Source organism: Rhodopseudomonas sp. BAL398 (assembly GCF_033001325.1).
In the GTDB taxonomy this organism is placed as follows: domain Bacteria; phylum Pseudomonadota; class Alphaproteobacteria; order Rhizobiales; family Xanthobacteraceae; genus JARJEH01.
The window spans coordinates 2,075,262-2,100,357 of sequence record NZ_CP133111.1 but is presented as its reverse complement, the minus strand read 5'-3'; the positions used below and the strand labels follow the sequence as shown (position 1 = coordinate 2,100,357).

Genomic DNA, 25,096 nt, shown 5'->3' with positions numbered 1-25,096 from the left:
GCAGCCGAAGCCGAGGAGATGCGCCTTGCCGCCGATCTATATCGCCTATCTCAATCGCCTCGACATCGACGAGCTCAAGATCACCGACGACGAGATCCTGGCGGCGGTGGAAGCGAGCCTCGCCAGCCAGGGCAGGGGCGAAACGGTGATCGAACCGCGCGTTCATCTCGAGCCCGGGGTCGCCAACGGGCACTTCAACGTGCTGCGCGGTGCCATCAAGGCGCCGATCGATTCCGCGGGCGTCAAAATCGTCGGCGACTTCGTCGATAACTACAAGCTCGGCTTTCCTTCCGAACTGGCGATCCTGGCGCTATTCGACCCGCGCACCGGCGCGCCGAAGGCGATCCTCGATGCCAGCGGCATCACCGACATGCGCACCGGCGCGGTAACTGCGCTCGGCGCCAAACACCTGGCCCGCAAGAATTCGAAGATCCTCGGCCATATCGGCGCGCGCGGCACCGCCTATTGGAACGTGCGGCTGCTGAACCATCTGTTCGATTTCGACGAGATCCGCGTGCACTCCCGCCGCGAGGAGAGCCGCAACAGCTTTGCCGAACGGCTGAGCCAGGATCTCGGCAAGAAGGTCGTCGCCACCGAGGACTGGCAGAGTTGCGTCGAAGGTGCCGATATCGTGGTCGAAGCCTCGCGGCTCGACAAGCCGACGCCGCTGTTGAAGACCGCGTGGATCAAGAAGGGCGCCTTTGTCGTGCCTTACGGAACAATGAGCGCGATCGAACTGTCGTTGACGGATATGATGACCAAGCTGGTCGTCGATGATTGGGGGCAGTGCAAGGGCGGCAAGTTCGGCAGCCTGCGCGCCCATGTCGAGGCCGGAAAATTGTCCGAACAGACGCTGCATGCCGAGCTTGGACAGATCGTCGCCGGCCTGAAGCCGGGCCGGCAGAGCGATGACGAGACCAATCTGTTCTGGCACCGCGGCCTGTCGCTGTCGGACATCGCGCTCGGCCATGCGATGTTGGAAAAATCTCAACGCCTGGGCATCGGTCAGCGCCTGCGCTTTGCCTGAACCAACGTCCTGAGCCTCGCACGATGATGTATGTCGCCAATGCACGGATGTATGCGGTCGCTCCGGCGGCGGCGGCGGCGTGGCGGGACTTGTTCGCTTGGCTGGCGCGGGCATCCGGCGTCGATCTCAACGTGATCGATCACGCCTTTCCGCTGCCGCTGGCGGAGCTGTGGTCGCGGCCCGATCTCGGCTGCGGCTTCATGTGCGGGTTTCCGTATCTGCTGGCGACGGAGCGGCCGCAACCGATCGCGGCGCCGGTGCCGCTTCACGCGGTGGTGCCGGGCCGCCCGGTCTATGCGACGCGCCTGATCGTCCGCGCCGGGTCGCGCTTGCAGACGCTGGAGCAGACGTTCGGCGGTCGGCTCGGCTTCACCGTCGCGGATTCGCATTCCGGGTACAATGCGCTACGCCACCATTTGCTTCCGTATCGCCTGGCCAGACGCAATGATCTCTATCGCGAGAGCATTGGTCCGCTGTTCACCCCGCGCCGCGTGATCGAGGCTGTGCTAAGCGGCGCCATCGATGTCGGCCCGCTGGACAGCTACGCGCTCGATCTGATGCTCCGGCATGAGCCCGAGCTCGCGACGCAGATCAGGGTGGTGGCGACAACGGAGGCCGCGCCGATTCCGTTTCTGGTCGCCAGCCGATCCTGTCCGGACGAGGTGGTCACGGCGCTGCGCACGACGCTGCTGGGGTTCGCGAGCAATACGGACTGCGCCGATTTGAGCGACGCGCTGTGCCTTGCCGGCTTCGCGCCGGTTGATCTGGCGGCCTATGAGACGATTGCCGAATGGGACGCCGGCGCGCGTCAGGCCGGTTACGCCAGTCCCGCGTAGCAGCCGCTAGATCTGGCGCAGCCAGACGAGAAAGCAGTCGCATCCGATTGCCGGCAGGATCCGGTACGCCAGCTGGTCCGTCTGCCGCAGCACGGCCGCGTCGCCGTCTTCCAGCATGTCGCGTCCGGTATCGGATGCGATCGCGGTGCTGCCGTTGAGCGACAGCACCACCGCAACGTCGCCGGCGCCATGGAAGTCCAGCGCGGTCGGTTGCGCGACGCGTTGCAGGCTGTGGCGAAAGCGGTCGCGGCGGGTCATGACGTTGAGGTCGGTGGTCTCGCCGCTGATCAGCCAGGCCGAGGTCGGGACGTCGCCGGGAAAGCTGATCTGCGCGGATGCGCCGAGGTTGACCGGCAGATTGCTTCCGATGGACAGGATCACGCCGTTGCCCTCGACGATCGCCAGGGTGCGGTCGACGCCGACGAAACTCGAAAACGGTCCGTCGGTGCCGACGGTCGCCATGCTGACGCGCCAGTCGAACCCATCCAGCGACGCCGCCGGCGGCGCGACGGCAATCTCGGTGGTGGAGCCGCCGCCGTTCTTCCACGGCATCACCAGGCGGTCAGTTGCGCGGACGATCTGCAATGCGCTCGAGCCTCAGCGCAGGCTCGGTAGATCGAGCTGCTTTTCCCGGGCGCAGTCGATGGCGAGTTCATAGCCGGCATCGGCGTGGCGCATCACGCCGGTGGCGGGGTCGTTCCACAGCACCCGGCCGATCCGGGTCGCCGCCTCCGGCGTGCCGTCGCAGACGATCACCATGCCGGAATGCTGCGAGAACCCCATGCCGACGCCGCCGCCATGATGCAGCGAGACCCAGGTGGCGCCGCTTGCGCAATTCAGCAGCGCATTGAGCAGCGGCCAGTCCGACACCGCGTCGGAGCCGTCCTTCATCGCCTCGGTCTCGCGATTGGGCGAGGCGACCGAGCCGGAATCCAGATGGTCGCGGCCGATCACCACCGGGGCTTTCAACTCGCCGCGCGCCACCATCTCGTTGAAGGCCAGCCCCAGACGGTGGCGGTCGCCGAGCCCGACCCAGCAGATCCGCGCCGGCAGTCCCTGGAACGCGATGCGCGCGCGGGCCATGTCGAGCCAGTGATGCAGGGCGGCATTGTCCGGCAGCAGCTCCTTGACCTTGGCGTCGGTGCGATAGATGTCCTCCGGATCGCCGGACAATGCGGCCCATCGAAACGGACCGACGCCGCGGCAGAACAGCGGCCGGATATAGGCCGGCACGAAACCGGGAAAATCGAACGCGTCCTTGACGCCTTCTTCCAGCGCCATCTGGCGGATGTTGTTGCCGTAGTCGACCACCGGAATGCCCATGCGATGGAAATCCAGCATGGCGCGGACATGTTCGGCCATCGAGGCCCGCGCCGCCGTCGCCACCGCCTTCGGATCGCTTTCGCGACGCTGCTCCCATTGGTCGAGCGTCCAGCCTTTCGGCAGATAGCCGTTGACCGGATCATGCGCGGAGGTCTGGTCGGTGACGATGTCGGGCCGAACGCCGCGCCGCACCAGTTCGGGAAAGATGTCGGCGGCGTTGCCGAGCAGGCCGACGGACACCGGCTTGCGGTCGCGACCGGCCTGTTCGATGATCGCCAGCGCCTCGTCGAGAGTGCCGGCCTGACAATCGAGATAGCGGGTGCGCAGCCGCATCTCGATCCGCGACGGCTGACATTCGACCGCGAGGCAGGATGCGCCCGCCATCACCGCGGCGAGCGGCTGCGCACCGCCCATGCCGCCGAGCCCGCCGGTCAGAATCCACTTGCCGCCGAGATCGCCGCCGAAATGCTGGCGGCCCATCTCGACGAAGGTTTCGTAGGTGCCCTGGATGATGCCCTGGCTGCCGATATAGATCCAGGAGCCGGCGGTCATCTGGCCATACATCATCAGGCCCTTGCGATCGAGCAGGCTGAAATGCTCCCAATTCGCCCAATGCGGCACCAGATTGGAATTGGCGATCAGCACCCGCGGCGCATCCGCATGGGTGCGGAAAACGCCGACCGGCTTGCCGGATTGCACCAGCAGGGTTTCATCACCTTCCAGTCGCTTCAAGGTGGTGACGATGCGATCAAAGCTTTCCCAGTCGCGGGCGGCGCGGCCGATGCCGCCATAGACCACGAGCTCGCTGGGCTTTTCGGCGACCTCCGGATCCAGATTGTTCATCAGCATGCGCAGCGGCGCTTCCGTCAGCCAGGACCTGGCGGATAGCGTGGTCCCGCGCGCGGCGCGGATCACGCGGGCATTGTCGATGCGTGTCATGATTGGAATTCCTTCAGGCAAAAGACGTCGTGGCGCCGTGCCACACCCGGGCATGGAGCGGATTGAAGCCGATCCGGTAGACGAGCTCGGCCGGAGCCTCGATGTCCCAGATCGCCAGATCGCAGAACTTGCCGGCGTCGAGACTGCCGGAATCGACGAAGACCCCGAGCGCGCGCGCCGCTTCCCGCGTCACCGCGGCGATGCATTCCTCGACGGTAAGACGGAACAGCGTTGCGCCCATATTCATGGTCAGCAGCAGCGACGTCAGCGGCGAGGTGCCGGGGTTACTGTCAGTGGCGAGCGCGATAGGCACGCGGTGGCGCCGTATCGCCTCGATCGGCGGCGCCTGGCGCTCGCGGATGAAGTAGTAGGCGCCGGGCAGCACGACGGCGACGGTGCCGGCCCTTGCCATCGCGGCGATGCCATCCTCGTCGGCATATTCGAGGTGATCGGCGGACAGCGCGCCGAACCGTGCGGCGAGGGCGGCGCCGTGCAGGTTCGACAACTGGTCGGCGTGCAGACGAACGGGCAGGCCGAGCGTCTGGGCCGCGGTGAATACCCGGGCGATCTCGTCGGGCGAAAACGCGATGCCTTCGCAGAAGGCATCGACGGCATCGGTCAGGCCTTCCGCCGCGATCCGCGGCAGCATGGTTGTGCAGACCGCGTCGATGTAGCCGCCGCTGTCGCCCTTCATCTCCGGCGGCACCGTGTGGGCACCGAGAAAGGTGGTGCGAACCGAGACCGGGCGTTCGGTTGCGAGCGACCGTGCGGCCAGCAACTGCCGACGTTCGCTGTCGAGTTCAAGGCCATAGCCGGATTTGATTTCGACCGTGGTGACGCCCTCGGCGATCAGCGCGTCGAGCCGCGGCAGCGTGGCGGCGATCAGTTGCGCGGTGCTGGCCTGCCGGGTCGCCTTGACGGTCGAGACGATGCCGCCGCCGCCGCGCGCGATCTCCTCGTAGCTGGCACCGGCGAGGCGCTGTTCGAATTCGAGTGCGCGGTTGCCGCCATAGACCAGATGGGTGTGGCAGTCGATCAACCCCGGCGTGATCCAGCGGCCCTGGCAGTCGGTGCGTTGCCTTGGCTCCAACGTCGGAGCGGCGGCCGCCGGGCCGGCATAAACGATGCGGCCGTCGGTCGCGGCGATCACGCCGTCATCGACGACGCCGAGACCCTGCTGGGACGGCGACAGCGTAGCAAGACGGCAACGATGCCAGACGTGATCGACGACAATCATGATAGTGGACCCGGTGCTGGCGCCGCGCTTGGCAGCATGCAGATTTGTCTATACATATTAAGTGGCGCGATCGGACCTGTCCAGAGCTTCGCGCAGTTCGGAGGCACACGGTGACGGGATTGTTTTTCGACCAGGCGTTGTTGCCGCAGGGCTGGGTGCGCGACGTCAGAATCGCGGTCGCGGCCGGTCGCATCGCGCAAGTGTCCTGCGGCGTGGCGGCGGAGCCCGGCGACGAGCGGCATCGCATCGGGCTGCCGGGCGTCTGCAATCTCCACAGCCACGGCTTCCAGCGCGGCATGGCGGGGCTCGCCGAATTGCGCGGCGCCTCGACCGACAGTTTCTGGACTTGGCGCGAGGTGATGTATCGTTTCGTCGGCCGGATGACCGCCGACGATATCGAGGCGGTGACGGCGCAGGCCTATGTGGAGATGCTGGAAGCGGGGCTGACCCGGGTCGGCGAATTCCACTACATCCATCACGACGCGAATGGCGGGCCTTACGACAATGTCGCCGAACTGGCCGAGCGGATCGCGGCCGCCGCGCAGGCCACCGGAATCGGTCTGACGCTGCTGCCGGTGTTTTATGCCCATGCGGGTTTCGGCAGCCGCGCGCCCGATCCGGGGCAGGGACGTTTCATCAACGATATCGAGCGATACGCGCGGCTGCTGGAGGCGAGCCGGCGCGCCGTGGCCGGGCAATCCGGCGCGGTGGTGGGGGTGGCGCCGCATTCGCTGCGCGCGGTGACGCCTACTGAGCTTGCTGCGGTGGTGGCGCTGGCCGGCGCCGGCCCGGTCCATATCCACATCGCCGAGCAGACCAGGGAGGTCGACGATTGCCTCGCCTGGAGCGGGCAGCGGCCGCTGCAATGGCTGTTCGACAATGCCCCGGTCGATCGCCGCTGGTGTCTGGTCCACGCCACCCACGCCACCGACGCCGAACTCGCCGCGATCGCGGCGAGCGGCGCCGTGGCCGGACTTTGCCCGGTCACCGAAGCCAATCTCGGCGACGGCACCTTCGATGCGCCGGCCTTCGTCAAGCACGGCGGCCGGTTCGGCGTCGGCTCGGACAGCAATGTGCTGATCGGCCTCACCGATGAATTGCGGCAACTGGAATATTCGCAGCGCCTGGCGCGCCAGGCCCGCAACGTCATGGCGCTGGCCGACGGGTCGAGCGGGCGGGCGCTGTTCGACGGCGCTCTGCGCGGCGGCGCCCAGGCGCTCGGCGTTGGAGGCTGCGGGCTGACCGAAGGCGGCTTCGCCGATATCGTCAGCCTCGACGCGGACGATGTCGGCCTGGCCGGCCGCGCCGGCGATGCCATCCTCGATAGCTGGATTTTCGGCAGCCGCCGACCGCTGGTGGATTGCGTATGGGCGCAGGGCCGCAAGGTGGTAAAGGACGGCCAACATCATTGCCGGGACACGGTCGCGTTGCGATTCCGCCGGGCGATCGAGGGGTTGCTTCTCGCATGACCGCGAAACTTAAGGCTGGCGCGAAGATCGCGCCGAAAGCGTTGTATCAACGAATCCGCTGCGATCTCGAGGCCAAGATCACATCTGGGGATTGGCCGCCGGGGCACCGTGTGCCGTTCGAACACGAATTGATGGAAACCTATTCCTGTTCGCGGATGACGGTGAACAAGGTGATCTCGGCGCTGGCCGAGGCGGGCCTGGTGGTGCGCCGCCGCAGGGCCGGCAGCTTCGTGTCGCGGCCCCGCGTGCAGTCGGCGATCCTGCAGATACCCGATCTCAAGGGCGAGGTCGAAAAGCGCGGCGAGCGCTACGGCTTTCGGCTGATCGAACTGCACCAGCGCCGGCCCACGGCCGCCGACAGGGCCCGGATCGCGGTCGGCGCCGGCACCCGGCTGCTGGCGATCCGCTGTCTGCACGAGGCCCAGGGCCAGCCCTTCGCGATCGAGGATCGGCTGATCAATCTGCAGGCGGTGCCGGATGCGCTGCGGGTGGATTTTTCGATCACGCCGCCGAACACCTGGCTGGTCGGCCATGTGCCGTGGACCGAGGCCGAGCATCGCATCACCGCATGCAACGCCGACCAGCGTCTCGCCGAGGATCTCAAGATCGACCTTGGGGCGGCGTGCCTCGTCATCGAACGACGGACATGGCGAACCGGCGAGCCGATCACGGCGGTACGGATAACGCATCCCGGCCACCTCTACGATCTGATCGCGCGTTTCACCCCGACCGGCTGAGCGGTTCAGCCGGCCCGACATGTTGCTTACTTCTTGGCGGCCTCGACGAAGTCGTTGGTCCAGACATCGTTGCGGGCTGCTTCGGCATCGAACTCCTTGTCGAACACGGTGCCGACCTCTTTGGAGAAGGCGAGCTGGTTCTCGAACGCCTTGACGTCGAGCTTGCCGGCATTGGCGACGCCGCTTTGCATCGCCTTGATTGCCGCGGTGATCGCCGCGGGCTCGGCCTTGGCGAAGAATTGCTTCTGGATCGCCTGCGCGGTCGCCTCCGGATCCTTCACCAGCGCGGCGCTGGCGGCCTGCATCGCGCGGACCGTCTTGACGATCAGCGCCTTCGCCTTGTCGTCGATCGGCTTCTTGGCCACCAGCACCAGATAGGGCTGGTTGGCGAGCAGCGGAAAGTCGTCGCCGAGCGAGACCAGAATGATGCCGGCGCCGGATTTGGTCGCCAGATAGCCTTCCGGCGGCGACAGCACGAAGGCGTCGATCCGGTGGTTCTCCAGCGCGGCCTGCAGCGCCCGCGGGCTGCCGACCTGCGCTACCTTGATGTCGGTCTTGGGATCGAGGCCGCCCTGTGTGGCGAGCCAGCGCGCCGCGGTGTCCTGGGTGCCGCCGACTGCGGACACGCCGATGATCGCGCCCTTCAGCGCGGCGAGCCGCTTCTGCAGCGGATCGCCCGGCTTGACGCCGGCCTTTTCCAGCAGCGACGGAGCGACCACCAGCTGCAACGTCACTTTCGACATCAGATTGTAGACGATCTCGAACGGTTGGCCCTTGGAGACGGCGCGCAGCACCGACTCGGTGCCGACCGCCGCCAGATCGGCATCGCCGGCGTCGAGCGCCGCCAGCGCCGCCGGATCGCCGCCCGGAGAATTCAGCACCGTGGCGCTGAGGCCCTGCGGCGCGAAGCTGTCGAGCGCGCGGGCGCCCCACACCGGCAGGAAGCTCAATGACGCGAAGCCCTGGGCGATCCTGACCGGTTGCTGCGCCAGCGCCAGCGTCGGAACAAGCAGCAAGGTCGCTGTCAGGGTCAGTGTTCGGGTCAGGCCGCTGATCGAAGGCATGTTCGCTCCTTTGGCAGGTCGGGTGGGAGTCTCAGACTGCGCTCGGGCCCAGTGCGGTCGGGGTTTTCCAGCGCAGGAAATGGCGTTCCAGCCGCCCGGCGATGGTATTGGCCACCACCACGAAGGCCAGCAGGATGACGATCCCGGCGAATACGCCGGCGGGATCGTAGGTCGACGATGCCTCGTGGATGAACAGGCCGAGGCCCTGGATCGAGGAGGTGAACTCGCCGACGATGACCCCGATGACACTGTAGGGCACCGCCATCCGCATGCCGAGCATGACGTAGGGGGCGGCGGCGGGAAGATAGACGTGATAGGTCAGCTGGCGCTGGCTCGCGCCCATCACCAGCGTCAAATTGACGAGTTCGCGATCGACCGCGCGGACGCCGGAATACACGTTATAGAACACGAGAAAGAACACCATGATGGCGGCCAGCGCGATCTTCGACCAGATGCCGATGCCGAACCAGATGATGAACAGCGGCGCCAGCGCGATCTTGGGCACGCCGTAGAACGCCATGACATAGGGCTCGAAGATCGTGGCAAGTCGCGGCGAGCGGCCGAGCGCGTAGCCAGCCAGGATGCCGCCACCGACGCCGATCAGATAGCCCAGCACCAATTCCTGCCCGGTGGTCCACAGGTGCGGATAGATCTCGCCAGAACTGAACAGCTCATAGAGCCGGTCGGCGACCGCGGTGGGTTTGCTGACATAAATCTCCTTGATCAGCCGGCCAGACGCCCATTGCCAGAACAGCAGGATCGCGATCCCGGGCAGCAGCACCAGAAAGCCATGGGCGGCTCGCGCAACCAGACTGCGCCGCCTGCCGGCCCAATTTTCGGAGGCAGCCGGAGGAATGGCCGTAGCGGTGGCGTCGTTCATCGTGGCCTTCTCTCTCAATGCGAACGTTCCCGGATATCGATCTGCGAACGGAATACCGACCACACCGCGTCGTAGGCGGCATCGAAACCGGGATTGCGAAATGGCTCGAACACGTCGCGCGGCCGCGGCAGATTGATCTCGATATTCGCCAGCAACCGGGAAGGGCGCTGGCTCATGATCACGACGCGGTCCGCCAACAGCACCGCCTCGGTGATGTCGTGGGTGATGAAGAGCACGGTTGCGGCGGCGTCCCGGGCCAGCATCTGCAGATCGTCCTGCATCACCATGCGGGTCTGTGCATCGAGCGCACCGAAAGGCTCGTCCATCAGGATAACGTCTGGTCGGTAAATCAGCGTCCGCGCGATCGAGCCGCGCTTCTGCATACCGCCGGACAACTGGCCTGGAAAATAATGCTCGAAGCCGTCGAGGCCGACCGCCTTGAGCGCGGACGCGACCCGATGCCGGCGTTCCTCGGCGGCGATGCCGCGCAACAGCAGCGGCAGTTCGACGTTTTCAGCCAGCGTCTTCCACGGAAATAACTGCGCCTGCTGCGGTACGAAGCCGACTTCGCGGTTGACGTCGCGGACGGCGCGGCCGCGGTGGCGAACCCCGCCGCGTGTCGGCATCAACAGGCCGGCGGCCATCTGCAACAACGTACTCTTGCCGCAGCCGCTCGGCCCGATCACCGCAACGAATTTGCCACTTCCGACCTCGAAGCTGATGCCGTCGATGACCCGAATGGTCGAGCGCGCGCCCGGCGTCGGGAAATCCTGGCCGATAGCATCGAACGACAGCACTGCTTCACTCATCGCGGCCAAGCCTACTCCCACCCCTGTTCAGTTACTCTAACATGTATAGACATAATGGAAAGCGATATCTTTCTGCAAGGGGAGAACATGGGCAATCCTTGCGCAATTCTGAGGCAGCGCCGCGACATGAGTGGCAACCGGTGGGGAGGGCCCGTCACCCCTCGGCGCCGTGTTGGCGCCGTCCGACCCGCCCTTCATCCCGGACCGCATCGGCGAGGAGCGCTTCAAAATACTTTGTCGCAGCAGCGCCCAGTCGACGGCGATGGTCTTCACGAAGCGATTGTCGGCCATGCCGCCGCCGCCCGCCGCATGCAAGTCTCTCGTCGAGTAAGATCAGACTGGCGCTCTTCGAGCGCCCGATGTTCTTGCCCACTTCCACTAAGTCTTGGCGATGAAGTGCGATGAGTTCGCCAAAGAACCGAGCATCTCGTGATTTGCGTGACGTTGCCGGTTCTTGCTGATCAATCCGGTGTTCAATATCAATCCTCCGTTCCTCGGCGTCCTTTCGGCGCTGGAAAGTCTCGTTGACATATTTCCCCTTGCGCCGGATTTGGGCGCGCCACGAACCCGACTTTAATCTGCTAAAGGTAGCCACGGCGCTTGCGCTGCGTGTGCACTGAGACATCGAAAACCCGGAAAAAGCGTCGTATGACGTCGCAAAATGAGTGCACACGACGAGACTTAACGATCTGAATGTACTGAAAAAATGCAGCCAAATCAGCCACATAGATTTTCCGTCGCGCCGATGATGGATTGGACCGATCGGCATTGCCGCGTGTTCCACCGGCTGCTGACGCGGCGCGCGCGGCTGTATAGCGAGATGGTGACCACCGGCGCCGTGATTCATGGCGATCGGCAGCGGCTGCTCGGCTTTGACGCATGCGAACATCCGGTGGCGCTGCAGCTCGGCGGCTCGGACCCGGCGGATCTCGCCACCAGCGCGCGGATCGGCGAGGATTTCGGCTATCACGAGATCAATCTCAATGTCGGCTGCCCGTCCGATCGGGTGCAGGATGGCCGCTTCGGCGCCTGCCTGATGGCGGAGCCGGCGCTGGTCGCCGACTGCGTCGCGGCGATGAAGCGCGCGGTGCGGATTCCGGTGACGGTCAAATGCCGGATCGGGATCGATGATCAGGATCCCGAGATCGCGCTCGATGCGATGGCGCGCGCGGTGGTCGACGCCGGCGTCGACGCGCTGATCGTGCATGCCCGCAAGGCCTGGCTGCAGGGCCTGTCGCCGAAGCAGAATCGCGACGTGCCACCGCTGGACTACGCGCTGGTGTATCGGCTCAAGGCGGCGTTTCCGCAGCTGCCGATCAGCATCAATGGCGGCATCGCCGGCGTCGCCGAGGCCGCGGCACATCTCGACCATGTCGATGGCGTGATGCTGGGCCGCGCCGCCTATCAGGAGCCGTGGCGGCTATTGGCGGTCGATCCGCAGCTGTTCGGCGGGGCGCCGCCGCACGCCACCATGCAGGACGCGCTGGAGGCGATGATGCCCTATATCGCCGAGCAGCTGGCGCAAGGCACGCGGCTGCACGCCATCACAAGGCATCTGGTCGGCGCGTTTCATGGCGTGAAGGGCGCGCGCGCTTTCCGCCGCCATCTCGCCGAGCATGGCACCAGGCCCGGCGCCGGCGTCGCGGTGTTGCGCGACGCTATCGCGCTGGTCGCGGGGCCGGCTTACGAAATCGCCTGACCCTTGTCGCCGGCAAAGGTCGGGTCGGGGCAAGCCGTGCGGGGAGGGCGCGGCGTTACGGGTAGCCGCGCAGCCGCAGCCGGTCGGCGCGGACCTCCCAGCTTTCCAGCCGATCGAGAAAACTCATGCCGAGCAGATTGGTCTTCATCTGACCGCGCGGCACCACCAAAGCCGGCACAGAGCGCTCGACCAGCCGGCCGATCGCCAGACTGTCGAGCGACAGTTTCGCGGCGTGGGTGCGGCCGCCGGCAGTCTCGACGGCGACGTCGAATTTCAGCAATTCCAGCGGCAGCCCGGCGGCCATCGCGGTCTCATAGGTCAGCACCACCGAGGTCGCGCCGGTGTCGATCACCATCGGCGCGCTGACGCCGTTGATCTTGGCGCGCAGCGCGAATTCGCCGCCATGGCCGCGCGGGATCTGCACCGATCGGGTCGGTCTGGGGCTCGGCGTGTGCAGGATGCTCACAACCAGTTGGCTGGCATGGGCGATCCGCTTGGGATCGCCATAGGCCAGCACCGCGCCCACCGTCGCCACCAGCACCAGCGCGATCAGCAGCAGCCGGCTCACGCCGCACCTGTTACGTGGCGGCTGTCGCGCTCGGCTGGCCCGGCGGAACCAGGCCGGCATCCGACATCCGCGCCGGCAGCGCGTCCATGATCGCCAGCCGCTCGGCTGAGTCGAGCCGGTGCCAGCGGGCGATTTCCGGCAGCGTGCGGCCGCAGCCCAGACACAGGGCACTTTCGGGATCGATCATGCAGACGGCGATGCATGGGGTTTCAATGCTCATGCCACATGGTGACGCACATTAGGCTTCCTTCGCAAGCTCCAGGCTACAGCCCGGTGCCGGCATTCATGATCGGCTTGTTGCGCGGGCGGCTGTTCTCGTCGATTTCGGCATGTCCGGGCTGCAGCGGCGGCGCCTCCTGGGCCATCGGCGCCAGCGCCGACATCACGCGTTCGGGCGGGAAGGTGATGATGACTTCGGTCCCGACCCGCAGCTTGGATTTCAGCGTGAAGGTGCCGCCATGCATGTCGACCAGGCTCTTGGCGATCGGCAGGCCGAGGCCGGCGCCTTGTTCGGCGGATTTGATCGAATTGGAGCCTTGGCCGAATGACGCCAGCACGATCGGGATCTCGTCTTCAGCGATGCCGGAGCCTGTATCCTTGACGCTGAGATATTGGCCACCGGACGCGGTCCAGCCGACCTTGAGCCAGATCTCGCCGCCTTGCGGGGTAAATTTGATGGCGTTCGACAGCAAATTCAGCACGATCTGCCGCGCCGCGCGTTCGTCGCCCCAGATCCGCGGCATGTCCTGCTCGAACACTTCGTGGATGGTGATGCCGCGGCTGGAGGCGCGCAGCTTCAGCAGATGGTGGCAGTCGGCGACCACATGGACCAGCGAGATCGCTTCCTCGTTGAGCTCGTAGCGGCCGGCCTCGATCCGCGACAGATCGAGGATCTCGTTGATCAGGTTGAGCAGATGCACGCCGGAATTGTGGATGTCGGCCGAATAGTCCTTGTAGACCGCCACCGCGTGGCCGCCGAAGATCTCGCTCTTCATCACCTCGGAAAAGCCCAGAATGGCATTGAGCGGGGTGCGCAGCTCGTGGCTCATCTGCGCCAGAAACCGCGATTTGGCGACGTTGGCGGCCTCGGCGCGATGCCGCGCCTCGTCGGAAATCGCCTTGGACTGTTCGAGCTCGCCGATCAGCGCGTCCTTTTCGGCGCGGGCTTCCAGCGTCGCCAGCGTGGTCGAATGCAGCCGTCGCGCCAGCAGCGCGAAATACACTTCGGCGGTGATCGCCAGCAGCGCCAGCACATAGTTGTCGAAGGTGGCGCCGAGCGCGAAGTTCAGCGCGATCGCCAGGGTCACCGGCGCGGTCGCCGCCAGGGCGGCGATCGGCAAGCTCGCCGCCAGCATGCTGGAGACCGCGATCACCAGCAGCATCAGGAACATCAGCAAGGTGTTGGAGACGATGCCGAGGCCGGCCGGGTGAATCAGCAACGTGGTCCAGGCCAGGCCGTAGAGCAGATCCAGCATCACGAAGCGGGTCCGCCATTTGCGGGTCTGGATCGGCGAGGGCTGCTCGCCCAGGAAACGGTGGCAGTTGCGGATCACCACGGCATGGATGCACAGCATCCCCAGCGTCCAGGCCGCCGCCGAAATCGCGTCCATCCAGATCCCGAACAGCAGCCCGGTGGCCACCACCAGCAGCATCACCACCATTGATGCCGACTGCCGGGTCTGGGCGTAGAGGCGGACCAGTTCGTAATCGAAGGCGGGCCTTGTGCCGCTGGTCGAGGTCAGCCGATCGCGCGCCTCGCGGACCCGCTGCGATGCCGCGCGCCGGTTGCGGACAGGCGCCGCAACCGTGCTGTCTGCCGGAAGCTGGAACACCTCGGGCTTTTCGGCGGGATTACTCATCAACCAACACAAATCCGGCGCAAAACATGCGCGTTTTTACTGTTCTATTTTCGCTCCAAATCCTTAAGAGCAGCCTTAGAAGGAAGAATAATCAGGTTAACAACCACCTAACGGCAGCGCGCGCGCGGGGGCGAAAGCCGCGCGTTCTCGGCCCGCGCAGCCGTCCCGCCTAGCGTTCCAGCCGCGCCAGCAGGCTCGACGTATCCCAGCGCTTGCCGCCGATTTTCTCCACTTCGGCATAGAACGCGTCGACCAGCGCGGTGACCGGGAGGCTGGCGCCGTTGCGGCGGGCCTCGCCGAGGCAGATCGCCAGATCCTTTCGCATCCACTCGACGGCGAAGCCGAAATCGAACTTGCCGTCATTCATGGTTTTGTGGCGGTTGTCCATCTGCCAGGATTGCGCCGCGCCCTTCGAGATGGTCTCGATCACGGCGTTGACGTCGAGCCCGGCCTTCTTGGCGAAGTGGATGCCCTCCGACAGCCCTTCGACCAGGCCGGCGATGCAGATCTGGTTGACCATCTTGGTGAGCTGGCCGGAGCCCGCCGGGCCGAGCAGCTTGCACATCTTGCCATACGCGGCGATCACCGGTTCGGCGCTGGCATAGGCCTCGGCGCTGCCACCGCACATCACCGTCAGCGCGCCGTTTTCGGCGCCGGCCTGGCCGCCCGACACCGGGGCATCGATGAAGTGGAAGCCGGCCTTGGTGGCGGCGGCGTCGAGTTCGCGGGCGACCTCGGCCGAGGCGGTGGTGTGATCGACAAAGATCGCGCCGGCCTTCATGCCGGCAAAGGCGCCGTCGTCGCCGATGGTCACGCTGCGCAGATCGTCGTCATTGCCGACGCAGGCCATCACAAAATCCTGATCCGCCGCCGCCTGCTTCGGCGTCGGCGCGGTGCGGCCGCCGAATTTGTCGAGCCAGGCCTGCGCCTTGGCCGAGCTGCGGTTATACACGGTGACCTCGTGGCCGCCGCGCTGCATGAGGTGTCCGGCCATCGGAAACCCCATGACGCCCAAACCGAGAAATGCGACTTTTGCCATGATGCAACCTTCAGTTTTTTCGACACAAGCCGGGGCTTGCCGAAATGTGGTGGAAAAATGGGATCGTCGGAGCCGGCGAAAGCGGCTCGGCAAGGTGGACGTGCAGCATAAACCTTAAGCGATGGCTGGCAACGCCCGAAGGATGATCGAGCCGAACTACGAAGCGGCGCATGCGCGGGGCAGATTGGCGCCCCAACACTCGGCCCAATTCATACCTTGAATAGATGGTCGGCTTGTGGTCGGTCTGGGCTCGGCCGTCCCACTTGCCTGTGACACTCGGCTGTGAAACTTGGCCACCACGCAGGAGATTTCAGTGACCGTCACCCAACAGCAAATTCTCGATCGTTTGGCGCAAGTGATGTCGCCGCGTGGCGTCTCCCTCACCAAGGCCAAGGTGCTGTCGGAGATCGCCGTCAACAATGGCAAAGTGTATTTCTCCATCAATGTGGACGCCGCGGAGGCGAAGGCCTGGGAGAGCGTGCGGGCCGCGGCGGAAACCGCAGTGCGCGCCATCCCGGGCGTCACCGGCGCGATGATCGCGCTCACCGCCGAGCGCCGGCCGGGCGCGGCGCCGCAGCCGCATCGGCATGACCACGGCGTGGCCCCGGCTTCGGCGCACAAGCCGTCGGCGGGACCCGGACCCGCATCGCCGATGTCGAAACAGGCCGAGATCCCCGGCGTTGCCGCCATCATCGCCGTGGCATCCGGCAAGGGCGGCGTCGGCAAATCCACCACGGCGCTCAATCTGGCGCTGGGCCTGCGCAGCCTCGGGCTGCGGGTCGGGCTGCTCGACGCCGACATCTACGGCCCCTCGGTGCCGCGGCTGACCGGCATCAGCGAAAAACCCGTACTCGACGACGAGCGCAAGATGATTCCGATCGAGCGGTTCGGGCTGTCGATCATGTCGATCGGGTTTCTGGTCGAGGAGGAGGTCGCGATGATCTGGCGCGGGCCGATGGTGATGTCGGCGATCACCCAGATGCTGCGCGACGTCGCCTGGGGCACGCTCGACGTGCTGGTGGTCGACATGCCGCCGGGCACAGGCGACGCCCAGCTGACGCTGGCGCAGAACGTCCCGTTGAAGGGGGCCGTGATCGTCTCGACGCCGCAGGATCTGGCGCTGATCGATGCCAGGCGCGGCATTGCGATGTTCAGCAAGCTCAACGTGCCGATTCTCGGGGTGGTCGAGAACATGAGCTATTTCCAGTGCCCGGAATGCGGCACCAGATCCGACATTTTCGGCCATGGCGGCGCGCGCCAGGAATCGGAGCGGCTCGGGGTGCCGTTCCTGGGCGAGATCCCGCTGCATATGTCGATCCGCGCCACCTCGGATTCCGGAACGCCGGTGGTGGCGAGCGAGCCCGATGGGCCGCATGCGGCCGCCTACCGCGATATCGCCGCCAAGGTCAGGGATCAGCTCAAACTGACCGCCGCCGCCTGAGCGGCGCTATTGATACTGCAGTGCACACTGCGAGTTGACGTGCGCCGATCGAGTCCCGCGCGGATCGTCGCATGCGACTTTCGTACAATGTTTTCGACCGAACTTGTTGCAGCCGTTTTCCGCAGGCACCCATCCGTGCTACAGACCCCTCGCGCCAAAGCCTGCTAGGGAAGGCGAACCGCATTGTGGGGCGACCACGCGCCATGAAATTCCGGGAAAATCCGGTCAACAAGGAGATGCCTTATGAAACGTCGTGACTTTTTGAAAGTATCAGCAACCGGCGCTGCGGTCGCTGCGGTTGCCTCGCCGGCGATCGCGCAATCCTCGCCCGAGGTGAAGTGGCGCCTGACGTCGAGCTTCCCGAAGTCGCTTGATACGATCTATGGCGGCGCGGAATATCTTTCGAAACAAGTCGCGGAGATGACCGACAACAAGTTCCAGATCCAGGTGTTCGCGGCGGGCGAAGTCGTTCCTGGTCTGCAGGCGCTCGACGCCACCTCGAATGGCACCGTCGAGATGAGCCACACGGTTTCCTATTACTATGTCGGCAAGGATCCGACCTTCGCGATTTTCGCCTCGGTGCCGTTCGGCCTCAACGCACGGATGCAGAATTCGTGGCTGTATCAGGGCGGCGGCAACGAACTCGCCAATGAATTCTACAAGAAGTACAGCGTCATTGGCTTCCCCTGCGGCAACACCGGCACCCAGATGGGCGGCTGGTTCCGCAAGGAAATCAAGACCGTGGCCGATCTGCAGGGGCTCAAAATGCGGATCGGCGGTATTGCCGGTCAGGTGCTGCAGAAGGTCGGCGTGGTGCCGCAGCAGATCGCCGGTGGCGATGTCTATCCGGCGCTGGAAAAGGGCACCATCGACGCCGCCGAATGGGTCGGGCCCTATGACGACGAGAAGCTGGGCTTCCAGAAGGTCGCGAAGTACTACTACTATCCGGGTTTCTGGGAAGGCGGCCCGACGGTCCACGCCTTCGCCAATATCGACAAGTTCAACGCGCTGCCGAAGAGCTATCAGGCGATTCTCAGCAACGCCGCCGAGGCGACCAACACCTGGATGGCGGCGCGCTACGACATGCTGAACCCGACGGCCTTGAAGCGCCTCGTCGCCGGCGGCACGCAGCTGCGTCCGTTCTCCAACGAAATCCTCGATGCGTGCTTGAAGGCGACCAATGAATTGTGGGGCGAAATCTCCGCGAAGAATCCGGACTTCAAGAAGTCGATCGATGCGATGCAGGCCTATCGCTCCGACGAGTATCTGTGGTGGCAGGTCGCCGAATACACCTTCGACAGCTTCATGATCCGCTCGCGCACCCGCGGCTGATCCAGGCTTTCACCGCAGAACAAGACGCCCGGCCTTCGCCAGAAGGCCGGGCTTTTTTTGCATTGGCCTGCGCCCTTCGACCGACAACGTCATTCCGGGGCGCGCGCGCATCAGCGCGCGCGAACCCGGAATCTCGCGGCAAGGCACGAAGGGAGATGGAGCGAGATTTCGGGTTCACCGGCGGCTTGCGCCGCCAGTGCCCCGGAATGACAGGCTCTTGGGCGTGGGGCGTGGGGCGTGCGCGCCCGAGCGCTCAGCCTATTTCGGTGGACCGAAATCGAGCGGGGCCTGCTCCATCGGCGGCAGGTTGAATTCAATGGTCTTGAGATCGACCTTCGAGGCCGCGCCCTTGTAGTGCATCACCATCGCCGGGAAGGTGATCACCAGCGCCACCATGATCACCTGAATGATCACGAACGGCACCGATCCCCAGTAGATCTGCCCCGTGGTCACCGGCTCGATGCGCTTGCCGCTGACCCGGTCGAGATAGGATTCCCGCGGCGCCACCGAGCGCAGATAGAACAGCGCAAAGCCGAATGGCGGGTGCATGAACGAGGTCTGCATGTTGACGGCCATCATCACGCCGAACCAGATCAGGTCGATGCCGAGTTTTTCGGCGGCCGGGCCGAGCAGCGGGATCACGATGAAAGCGAGTTCGAAGAAGTCGAGAAAGAACGCCAGCACGAACACGAAGGCGTTGACGAAGATCAGGAAGCCGACCTGGCCGCCGGGCAGGCCGATCAGCAACTCCTCGACCCAGCGATGGCCGTCGACGCCGTAGAAGGTCAGCGAGAACACCCGCGCGCCGACCAGGATGAAGATCACGAAGGCCGACAATTTGGCGGTGGCTTCGGCGGCCTGGCGGGTGAGGTCGAAGGTCAGCCGGCGCTTCATCATCGCCAGGATCATGGCGCCGGCCGCGCCCATCGCGCCGCCCTCGGTGGGCGTCGCCACGCCGATGAAGATCGTGCCCAGCACCAGGAAGATCAGGCCCAGCGGCGGCACCATCACGAACACCACCTGCTCGGCCAGTTTCGACAGCAGTTTCAGCCGCAGCACGTGATTGATCACCGCCACCACGAAGGACAATGCGACGGTGGCCGACATCGTCAGCACGACGTAGTCGGCGCCCGACTTGACGCCGGTGAATGTCATCGCCACCAGCCCGAGGATGGTCGATCCGATCACCACGAGATACAGCGACATCGTCATGGTGCGGATAATGCCGATGAAAGGGCGAAACAGCACGGCGAGCAGGATCACGAACCAGAAGCCCTGCATCACCGTTTGGCCGAGGCCGGCCCAGGTGAAGGCCGGCATCGACCAGTCGAACAAGGCGACATGGACCACGAAGAAGTACGCGGTGGCGGCGGCCGAGAGGGCGGCGATCGGCAGGATCAGCGGATGCTTGGCGGTCTCGATTTCGCGCAGCGTCTGCGCCTCCAGCGGCAGGCCGGGGACCGCCTTCGGCGCCAGGATCGTCACCAGGAATACATAGCCGGCGTACATCAGCGACAGTACCAGGCCGGGAATGAAAGCGCCTTCATACATGTCGCCGACCGAGCGGCCGAGCTGATCGGCCATCACGATCAGCACCAGCGACGGCGGAATGATCTGCGCCAGCGTTCCGGACGCCGCGATGATGCCGGTGGCGACGCGGCGGTCATAGCCGTAGCGCAGCATGATCGGCAGCGAGATCAGGCCCATCGAGATCACCGAGGCCGCCACGACGCCGGTGGTCGCCGCCAGCAGCGCGCCGACGAACACCACCGCATAGGCGATGCCGCCGCGGATCGAGCCGAACAGCTGGCCGATGGTTTCCAGCAGATCCTCGGCCATGCCCGATCGCTCGAGCACCAGTCCCATGAAGGTGAAGAACGGAATCGCCAGCAGCGTATCGTTGTTCATCACGCCGTAGACGCGGTCGGGCAGCGCCTGCAGGAAGTCCGGGTGAAACAGCCCCAGCTCGATGCCGATAAAGGCGAACAACAGGCCGTTGGCGGCCAGCGAGAACGCCACCGGATAGCCGAGCAGCAAGAACAGCACCAATGACGCGAACATGATCGGCGCCATGTTGTGGATGAACAGAGCGGTCATTGGAAATAGGTCCCCAGGAAATTGCTTTTCAGCTCGATGACCGCGCTGCGGCTCAAGTTTTTTCGCCGGCGGTGCGCTTCTCACCGGCGATGTGCATCACCAGTCGCTCGGCTTCGAGTTCGGCGGCGCGTTGCGCGCTAATGACGGTGGCGTTGGAATCCGGAATGATTCCCAACATCATCGCGGCGCGTTTGATGATCTCGGAAATGGCCTGGATCAGCAGCAGCACGCAGGCGATCATGATCAGCGATTTCGCCGGCCATTGCGGCAATCCGCCGGCGCTGAAGGATTGCTCGTCCTGGCTCAATGAGACCAGGAAGAACGGCACCGAGAAATACAGCATCACCAGCGTGAACGGGATCAGGAAAAACAGGTGCCCGATCATGTCGATCCAGCCGCGCAGGCGCAGCGGCAAAGCGTGGTTGATGATGTCGATGCGGATGTGTTCGTTGTCGAGAAGCGTCCAGGGTGAGCACAGCAGGAACACGACGCTGAACAGCACCCATTGCAATTCGAGAAACGAGTTCGACGACATGTCGAATATTTTTCGAACGATTGCGTTGGTAGCCGAAATGATCACGGCGACGACGATCAGCCATGACAGCCAGCGGCCGATCAGGCTGTTGAACGCGTCAATTCCCCGGCTCAGTCCCAGCAAAGCCCGCAATGGCCGCCTCCCATGTCGCCCCGATCGTCAATGCCAGAGCCGGCACCGGCTGGTTCAGCCGCGGGGTGATAAGCGTCGGCACCATTTCAGCGCGCCGCGCGATCGTCAATTGGAAAATCGACAAAGGGACGCCGGATCAAGCTGTTATACAGGGGACCGGGCGCCGCTCAGCCGCCGGTGACACTCATATGGCGGCTGACGCTGGGGCGGTTGTGGGCGCGGTCGATGATGAAATCGTGGCCCTTCGGCTTCAACCCGATGGCGCGGTCGATCGCCTCGGCGAGCAGGGCGTCGTCGGGCGAGGCCCGCAGCGGCCGGCGCAGATCCGAGGCATCCTCGTGGCCGAGGCAGGTGTGCAGCGTGCCGGTGCAGGTGACACGGACGCGGTTGCAGGATTCGCAGAAATTATGCGTCATCGGGGTGATGAATCCGAGCTTGCCGCCGGTCTCGCCGACCCCGACATAGCGGGCGGGGCCGCCGGTGTCGTCGGCAAGGTCGGTCAACGTGTAGCGATCGGCGAGCCGCGCCCGAACCTGCGACAGCGGCAGATATTGATCGATCCGGCCTTCGCCGATCTCGCCGAGCGGCATCACCTCGATCAGGGTCAACCCCATGCCGAGGCCGTGCGCCCATTGCATCAGCGCCGGGATTTCATCCTCATTGGTGCCCTTCAGCGCCACCGCGTTGATCTTGACCGCGAGGCCGGCGGCGCGCGCCGCCGCGATCCCGGCCAGCACCTTGTCGAGGTCGCCCCAGCGGGTGATGGCGCGGAACTTCATCGGATCCAGCGTGTCGAGCGAGACATTGATCCGGCGCACGCCGCAATCGGCGAGTTCGGCGGCATATCGCTCCAATTGCGACCCGTTGGTCGTCAGCGTCAGCTCGTTCAGGGCGCCGCTGGACAGATGGCGCGACAGCGAGCGCACCAGCGACATCATGTTGCGTCGGACCAAAGGTTCGCCGCCGGTCAGCCGCAGCTTACGCACGCCCTTGGCGATGAAGGCGGTGCACAGCCGATCCAGTTCCTCGAGCGTCAACAGGTCGGCGCGCGGCAGAAAGGTCATGTCTTCCGACATGCAATAGACGCAGCGGAAATCGCAGCGATCGGTGATCGAGACCCGCAAATAGCTGATGGTTCGGCCGAACGGGTCGGTCATCGGCCGCGATTCGGCGGCGGGCAAGTTGAACGACGGCTTGATCATGCGACGCGCCTGGTTGGTGATGCCGCGGGGGCGGCATCCGGCTCGTCAATATCTATGCATGAAGTCGGGCTGACACAATCGGGATGGTATCCCGCTGTGCGGCCCGCTCAGCGGGCAGCGGCGTCGGGGGCGGGAAACGCCGAACTGGCCGCTGCCGGGGCGGAGGCCGCAGCCCTCGGCTTGCGCGGCGCCGACCGGCCGCGGCGATGTCGCACCGGCTTGGCCGGCTGCAATTCTGCGGACACTGGATTGGGATCGACGGTCGTGGTCGCCGCGGTGAACAGATTGCCTTCCTTGGTCACCACCTGCACCGGGACGGTCACCGGCACGAACTTGTCCATCGTGAAGGTCACGCTGAAATCGCTCGGCGGGACGGAGACGGAACAGGGGGTCTTGCATCCGGGGCCGGCCGATGTGCTGGCGTCGGCGCCGGGCGGAACCGATTCGAGCTGGACAGCGACTGGCTTGGGCTCCGACTTGAAGGCGTCCATGGAGGAACAGCCGGCCAGACCCAAGGCCGCAACGGTAATGACAATGACTCGACGCATGCTAAATCCGCCACTTTGCTGCGGCCAACTGCCACACTGCGGGCGACCATAAGAGCGTCCGATTGGGCTGGCAACTGGTCCCAGCGCAATCGTTAAGATATGGTTAATAAGACTTTCGGATGTTGTGTTTTTCCCCTGATATTTCAGATTGTTACGCCGGTCGCGCCAACGGCAGGAGGCGCGCCACGGCGTCCGGCAGTTCGCGCATATGGCTGATCAGCAGGTCCGGCTTGAGCTCGGCGATCGGGGTTTCCGTATAGCCGAACTCGACCCCGATCACCGGAACCCCGGCGCGACGGGCGACCCCGACATCAGGCCCGGCATCGCCCACCATCACCGCATTGGCGAGCTGGCCGCCGGCCCGGGCGACGGTTTCGCGCAGGATGGTCGGGTCAGGCTTGGCCACTCCGAAGGTGTCGGCACCGCAGATCGCGGCGAATCGCGACGTCATGTCGAGCCGCTCGATCAGCAGCTTGGACAGCCATTCCAGCTTGTTGGTGCAGACCGCGAAGCGGTAGCCGAGGCCGGACAATTCGTCGAGCGTGGCCTCGAGGCCCTCGAAGGGGCGCGATTCGTCGGCGATATGGGCCGCGTAATAGCTGATGAAATCCTCGGTCAACCGCGCCATATCGGCCGGGCTGAAGGCGCGGCCGTCGAGCTCCAGGCCGCGTTCCAGCAGCCGTCTGGCGCCCTGACCGATCATGTTGCGCGCGGTGGCGATCGGTACCGCCGGCATGCCTTCGCGGGTCAGGATGTGATTCAGCGCGTTGATCAGGTCCGGGGCGGTGTCAACCAGCGTGCCGTCGAGGTCGAATACGATGATGGGTGATGATGTCATGGCAAATCGCTAGCGTCCCGGGCGCGATCATGCAACTGGGTCGGTTCGTTCATTGGGATAATCCGCCCTGTTCGCGACCGCCAAACGCCGCTAGATAGGCCGGCCAAGGGGCCGAGGCGGGGGCTGCTACGGCGCGAAATCGGGGAAGAGGCGTGCGATGACGATGGATGAGTTGAAACGGAAGGCCGCGGCCTGCGCGCTGGAGCATGTTCGCGACGGGATGAAGCTTGGCCTTGGCACCGGCTCGACCGCCAAGCATTTCGTCGAACTGCTCGGCGAGCGGGTGCGCGGCGGCCTCGATGTCGTGGCGGTGCCGACCTCGGAAGGCACGCGCGCCGACGCCCAGCGCTGCGGCATTGCGCTGACCACGTTGGACGAGATCGACCGGCTCGACCTGACGGTCGACGGCGCCGACGAAATCGATCCCGCGCTCAATCTGATCAAGGGCGGCGGCGGGGCGTTGCTGCGCGAAAAGATCGTCGCGGCGGCGTCGGATCGCATGATCGTGATTGCGGATGAATCGAAATGGGTCGACACCCTGGGTCGGTTTCCCTTGCCCGTCGAGGTGATCCCGTTCGGCCTTGCGGCGACCCGGCGGGCGATCGAGCGGGCGGTGGCGCAGATCGGCGCATCCGGGTCGATTGCGCTGCGAAATGGCCCGGACGGCCATGCTTTCGTCACCGATGGCGGCCACTGGATCCTGGATGCTCATCTGGGGCGGATCGAAGATGCCCCACGTCTAGCAGGTTTATTGTCCGCGATCGCCGGCGTTGTCGAACATGGGCTGTTCATCCGAATGGCAAACATGGCAATGCTTGCGGGCCCCAATGGAATTCGAACGATCGAACGGCCGTAATGCCGAAATTCTGGAGAATCGGAATGAAGTATCTTTTCAACGCATTGTTCGCCGCGGTCATTGCGCTCGGCATCGCCGCGTCGGGGAGCCAGGCGCAAGCGCAGGCCAAGCCACCGTCGCCGGCCGCACTCGCGGCCGCGAAGGAAATCCTGACGATGAAGAACGCCGCCGCGATGTATGCCAGCGCGGTGCCGAATATCGTTCAACGGACCATGGACGCGTTGCTGCGCAACAATCTCAACTATCAGAAGGACCTCAAGGAGGTCGCGCTGATCGTGGCCAAAAAGCTGGCGGGCCGCGAGCACGAGATCGGGGACGGCATGGCCAAGATCTATGCCGAGGACTTCACCGAACAGGAATTGAAGGATCTGGTGACGTTCTACAAATCGCCGCTCGGTAAGAAGCTGCTGACGCAGGAGCCGAAGTCGATTGCCGCCAGCATGGCCTTTATGAACCAGTGGGCGCAGAGCTTCTCCGAAGAGGTCAATGCCGACTTCCGCGCCGAGATGCGCAAGCGCGGCAAAGAGATCTGACAAGGACATCCGACCTGACCGGGTCGGGCGCCGAACGACGTAACCAACGCGCGGTCGAATCAGGCGGACCGCTGAGCCAAACAAGCGGGATGCTGA

25 protein-coding genes are annotated in these 25,096 nt (G+C 65.0%); 9 read left to right on the top strand and 16 right to left on the bottom strand.

The genetic code is table 11. The features are described 5' to 3' along the window. Positions 1-25: 25 nt before the first annotated feature. Together RBJ75_RS10105 and RBJ75_RS10100 are read left to right on the top strand one after the other, a co-directional pair. Entirely contained in the window at positions 26-1,027 is a 1,002-nt protein-coding gene (locus RBJ75_RS10105) for an ornithine cyclodeaminase family protein (RefSeq protein WP_044405609.1), read from the top strand. A 23-nt stretch (positions 1,028-1,050) separates the two neighbouring features. Further along, a complete protein-coding gene (locus RBJ75_RS10100) occupies positions 1,051-1,863 on the top strand; it encodes a phosphate/phosphite/phosphonate ABC transporter substrate-binding protein (RefSeq protein WP_080900854.1) in 813 nt (270 codons plus the stop codon). A gap of 6 nt (positions 1,864-1,869) precedes the next feature. On the opposite strand, the gene RBJ75_RS10095 is transcribed toward RBJ75_RS10100, so the two are convergent. The 3 genes from RBJ75_RS10095 to hutI are packed head-to-tail and all read right to left on the bottom strand — an operon-like array spanning position 1,870 to position 5,362. Beyond that, positions 1,870-2,448 carry a HutD family protein gene (locus RBJ75_RS10095; RefSeq protein WP_044405611.1) on the bottom strand — a complete coding sequence of 193 codons (579 nt, stop codon included), beginning with the start codon at positions 2,446-2,448 and terminating at the stop codon, positions 1,870-1,872. A gap of 12 nt (positions 2,449-2,460) precedes the next feature. Next, a complete protein-coding gene (gene hutU, locus RBJ75_RS10090; protein WP_152647584.1) occupies positions 2,461-4,128 on the bottom strand; it encodes a urocanate hydratase in 1,668 nt (555 codons plus the stop codon). A gap of 10 nt (positions 4,129-4,138) precedes the next feature. Then, a complete protein-coding gene (gene hutI, locus RBJ75_RS10085) occupies positions 4,139-5,362 on the bottom strand; it encodes an imidazolonepropionase (RefSeq protein ID WP_044405613.1) in 1,224 nt (407 codons plus the stop codon). Positions 5,363-5,472: 110 nt separating this feature from the next. Between hutI and RBJ75_RS10080 the strand changes: the two genes are divergently transcribed. Further along, the gene (locus tag RBJ75_RS10080) at positions 5,473-6,831 is read left to right on the top strand and encodes a formimidoylglutamate deiminase (protein ID WP_044405614.1); all 1,359 of its coding nucleotides are present in this window, start codon (positions 5,473-5,475) and stop codon (positions 6,829-6,831) included. After that, the gene (gene hutC, locus RBJ75_RS10075; protein ID WP_044405615.1) at positions 6,828-7,568 is read left to right on the top strand and encodes a histidine utilization repressor; all 741 of its coding nucleotides are present in this window, start codon (positions 6,828-6,830) and stop codon (positions 7,566-7,568) included. The genes RBJ75_RS10080 and hutC overlap by 4 nt, the downstream gene beginning before the upstream one ends. A 26-nt stretch (positions 7,569-7,594) precedes the next feature. On the opposite strand, the gene RBJ75_RS10070 is transcribed toward hutC, so the two are convergent. The 4 genes from RBJ75_RS10070 to RBJ75_RS10055 all read right to left on the bottom strand — a co-directional run bounded on the left by RBJ75_RS10070 (position 7,595) and on the right by RBJ75_RS10055 (position 11,048). Beyond that, positions 7,595-8,632, bottom strand: a complete 1,038-nt coding sequence (locus tag RBJ75_RS10070; protein ID WP_044405616.1) for an ABC transporter substrate-binding protein — start codon at positions 8,630-8,632, stop codon at positions 7,595-7,597. A gap of 31 nt (positions 8,633-8,663) precedes the next feature. Beyond that, positions 8,664-9,512: an ABC transporter permease gene (locus RBJ75_RS10065; protein WP_052628803.1), complete on the bottom strand. Its 849-nt coding sequence runs from the start codon at positions 9,510-9,512 to the stop codon at positions 8,664-8,666. A gap of 14 nt (positions 9,513-9,526) precedes the next feature. Next, positions 9,527-10,321 carry an ABC transporter ATP-binding protein gene (locus tag RBJ75_RS10060; protein WP_052628804.1) on the bottom strand — a complete coding sequence of 265 codons (795 nt, stop codon included), beginning with the start codon at positions 10,319-10,321 and terminating at the stop codon, positions 9,527-9,529. Positions 10,322-10,475: 154 nt separating this feature from the next. Then, the gene (locus RBJ75_RS10055) at positions 10,476-11,048 is read right to left on the bottom strand and encodes a hypothetical protein (protein WP_276156194.1); all 573 of its coding nucleotides are present in this window, start codon (positions 11,046-11,048) and stop codon (positions 10,476-10,478) included. An 18-nt stretch (positions 11,049-11,066) separates the two neighbouring features. Here RBJ75_RS10055 and dusA point away from each other — a divergent pair, with 18 nt between their 5' ends. Then, the gene (gene dusA, locus RBJ75_RS10050) at positions 11,067-12,020 is read left to right on the top strand and encodes a tRNA dihydrouridine(20/20a) synthase DusA (RefSeq protein WP_044405618.1); all 954 of its coding nucleotides are present in this window, start codon (positions 11,067-11,069) and stop codon (positions 12,018-12,020) included. Positions 12,021-12,075: 55 nt separating this feature from the next. On the opposite strand, the gene RBJ75_RS10045 is transcribed toward dusA, so the two are convergent. The 4 genes from RBJ75_RS10045 to RBJ75_RS10030 all read right to left on the bottom strand — a co-directional run bounded on the left by RBJ75_RS10045 (position 12,076) and on the right by RBJ75_RS10030 (position 15,486). Further along, positions 12,076-12,588, bottom strand: a complete 513-nt coding sequence (locus RBJ75_RS10045) for a TIGR02281 family clan AA aspartic protease (RefSeq protein ID WP_044405619.1) — start codon at positions 12,586-12,588, stop codon at positions 12,076-12,078. A gap of 10 nt (positions 12,589-12,598) precedes the next feature. Beyond that, complete coding sequence (locus RBJ75_RS10040; RefSeq protein WP_044405620.1) at positions 12,599-12,808, bottom strand: DUF1289 domain-containing protein; 210 nt, start codon at positions 12,806-12,808, stop codon at positions 12,599-12,601. A gap of 43 nt (positions 12,809-12,851) precedes the next feature. Next, the gene (locus tag RBJ75_RS10035; RefSeq protein ID WP_044405621.1) at positions 12,852-14,447 is read right to left on the bottom strand and encodes a sensor histidine kinase; all 1,596 of its coding nucleotides are present in this window, start codon (positions 14,445-14,447) and stop codon (positions 12,852-12,854) included. Positions 14,448-14,616: 169 nt separating this feature from the next. Continuing rightward, positions 14,617-15,486: an NAD(P)-dependent oxidoreductase gene (locus tag RBJ75_RS10030; RefSeq protein WP_044405622.1), complete on the bottom strand. Its 870-nt coding sequence runs from the start codon at positions 15,484-15,486 to the stop codon at positions 14,617-14,619. Positions 15,487-15,799: 313 nt separating this feature from the next. On the opposite strand from RBJ75_RS10030, the gene RBJ75_RS10025 reads away from it, so the two are divergent. Then, on the top strand, positions 15,800-16,927 hold the full coding sequence (locus RBJ75_RS10025; protein ID WP_044405623.1) for an Mrp/NBP35 family ATP-binding protein: 1,128 nt from the start codon (positions 15,800-15,802) through the stop codon (positions 16,925-16,927). Between the two features lie 243 nt (positions 16,928-17,170). Beyond that, positions 17,171-18,259, top strand: a complete 1,089-nt coding sequence (locus tag RBJ75_RS10020; protein ID WP_276156974.1) for a TRAP transporter substrate-binding protein — start codon at positions 17,171-17,173, stop codon at positions 18,257-18,259. 258 nt (positions 18,260-18,517) lie between these two features. On the opposite strand, the gene RBJ75_RS10015 is transcribed toward RBJ75_RS10020, so the two are convergent. From RBJ75_RS10015 to RBJ75_RS09995, 5 genes are all read right to left on the bottom strand, one after another. Further along, positions 18,518-20,356, bottom strand: a complete 1,839-nt coding sequence (locus tag RBJ75_RS10015) for a TRAP transporter large permease subunit (RefSeq protein WP_276156976.1) — start codon at positions 20,354-20,356, stop codon at positions 18,518-18,520. A 52-nt stretch (positions 20,357-20,408) separates the two neighbouring features. Then, positions 20,409-21,023 (bottom strand): TRAP transporter small permease subunit, encoded by a 615-nt coding sequence (locus tag RBJ75_RS10010; protein WP_044416285.1) that lies wholly within the window; start codon positions 21,021-21,023, stop codon positions 20,409-20,411. Between the two features lie 167 nt (positions 21,024-21,190). Then, positions 21,191-22,225, bottom strand: coding sequence for a GTP 3',8-cyclase MoaA (gene moaA / locus RBJ75_RS10005; RefSeq protein ID WP_044416721.1), 1,035 nt, complete (start codon positions 22,223-22,225; stop codon positions 21,191-21,193). A 107-nt stretch (positions 22,226-22,332) separates the two neighbouring features. Beyond that, complete coding sequence (locus RBJ75_RS10000) at positions 22,333-22,773, bottom strand: lipoprotein (RefSeq protein ID WP_044416723.1); 441 nt, start codon at positions 22,771-22,773, stop codon at positions 22,333-22,335. A gap of 151 nt (positions 22,774-22,924) precedes the next feature. Beyond that, positions 22,925-23,611 carry an HAD-IA family hydrolase gene (locus tag RBJ75_RS09995; protein WP_044416725.1) on the bottom strand — a complete coding sequence of 229 codons (687 nt, stop codon included), beginning with the start codon at positions 23,609-23,611 and terminating at the stop codon, positions 22,925-22,927. Between the two features lie 157 nt (positions 23,612-23,768). Between RBJ75_RS09995 and rpiA the strand changes: the two genes are divergently transcribed. Next, positions 23,769-24,467: a ribose-5-phosphate isomerase RpiA gene (gene rpiA / locus RBJ75_RS09990; protein ID WP_044416727.1), complete on the top strand. Its 699-nt coding sequence runs from the start codon at positions 23,769-23,771 to the stop codon at positions 24,465-24,467. Between the two features lie 23 nt (positions 24,468-24,490). Then, a complete protein-coding gene (locus RBJ75_RS09985) occupies positions 24,491-25,000 on the top strand; it encodes a DUF2059 domain-containing protein (protein WP_044416737.1) in 510 nt (169 codons plus the stop codon). The last annotated feature ends 96 nt before the right edge of the window (positions 25,001-25,096 follow it).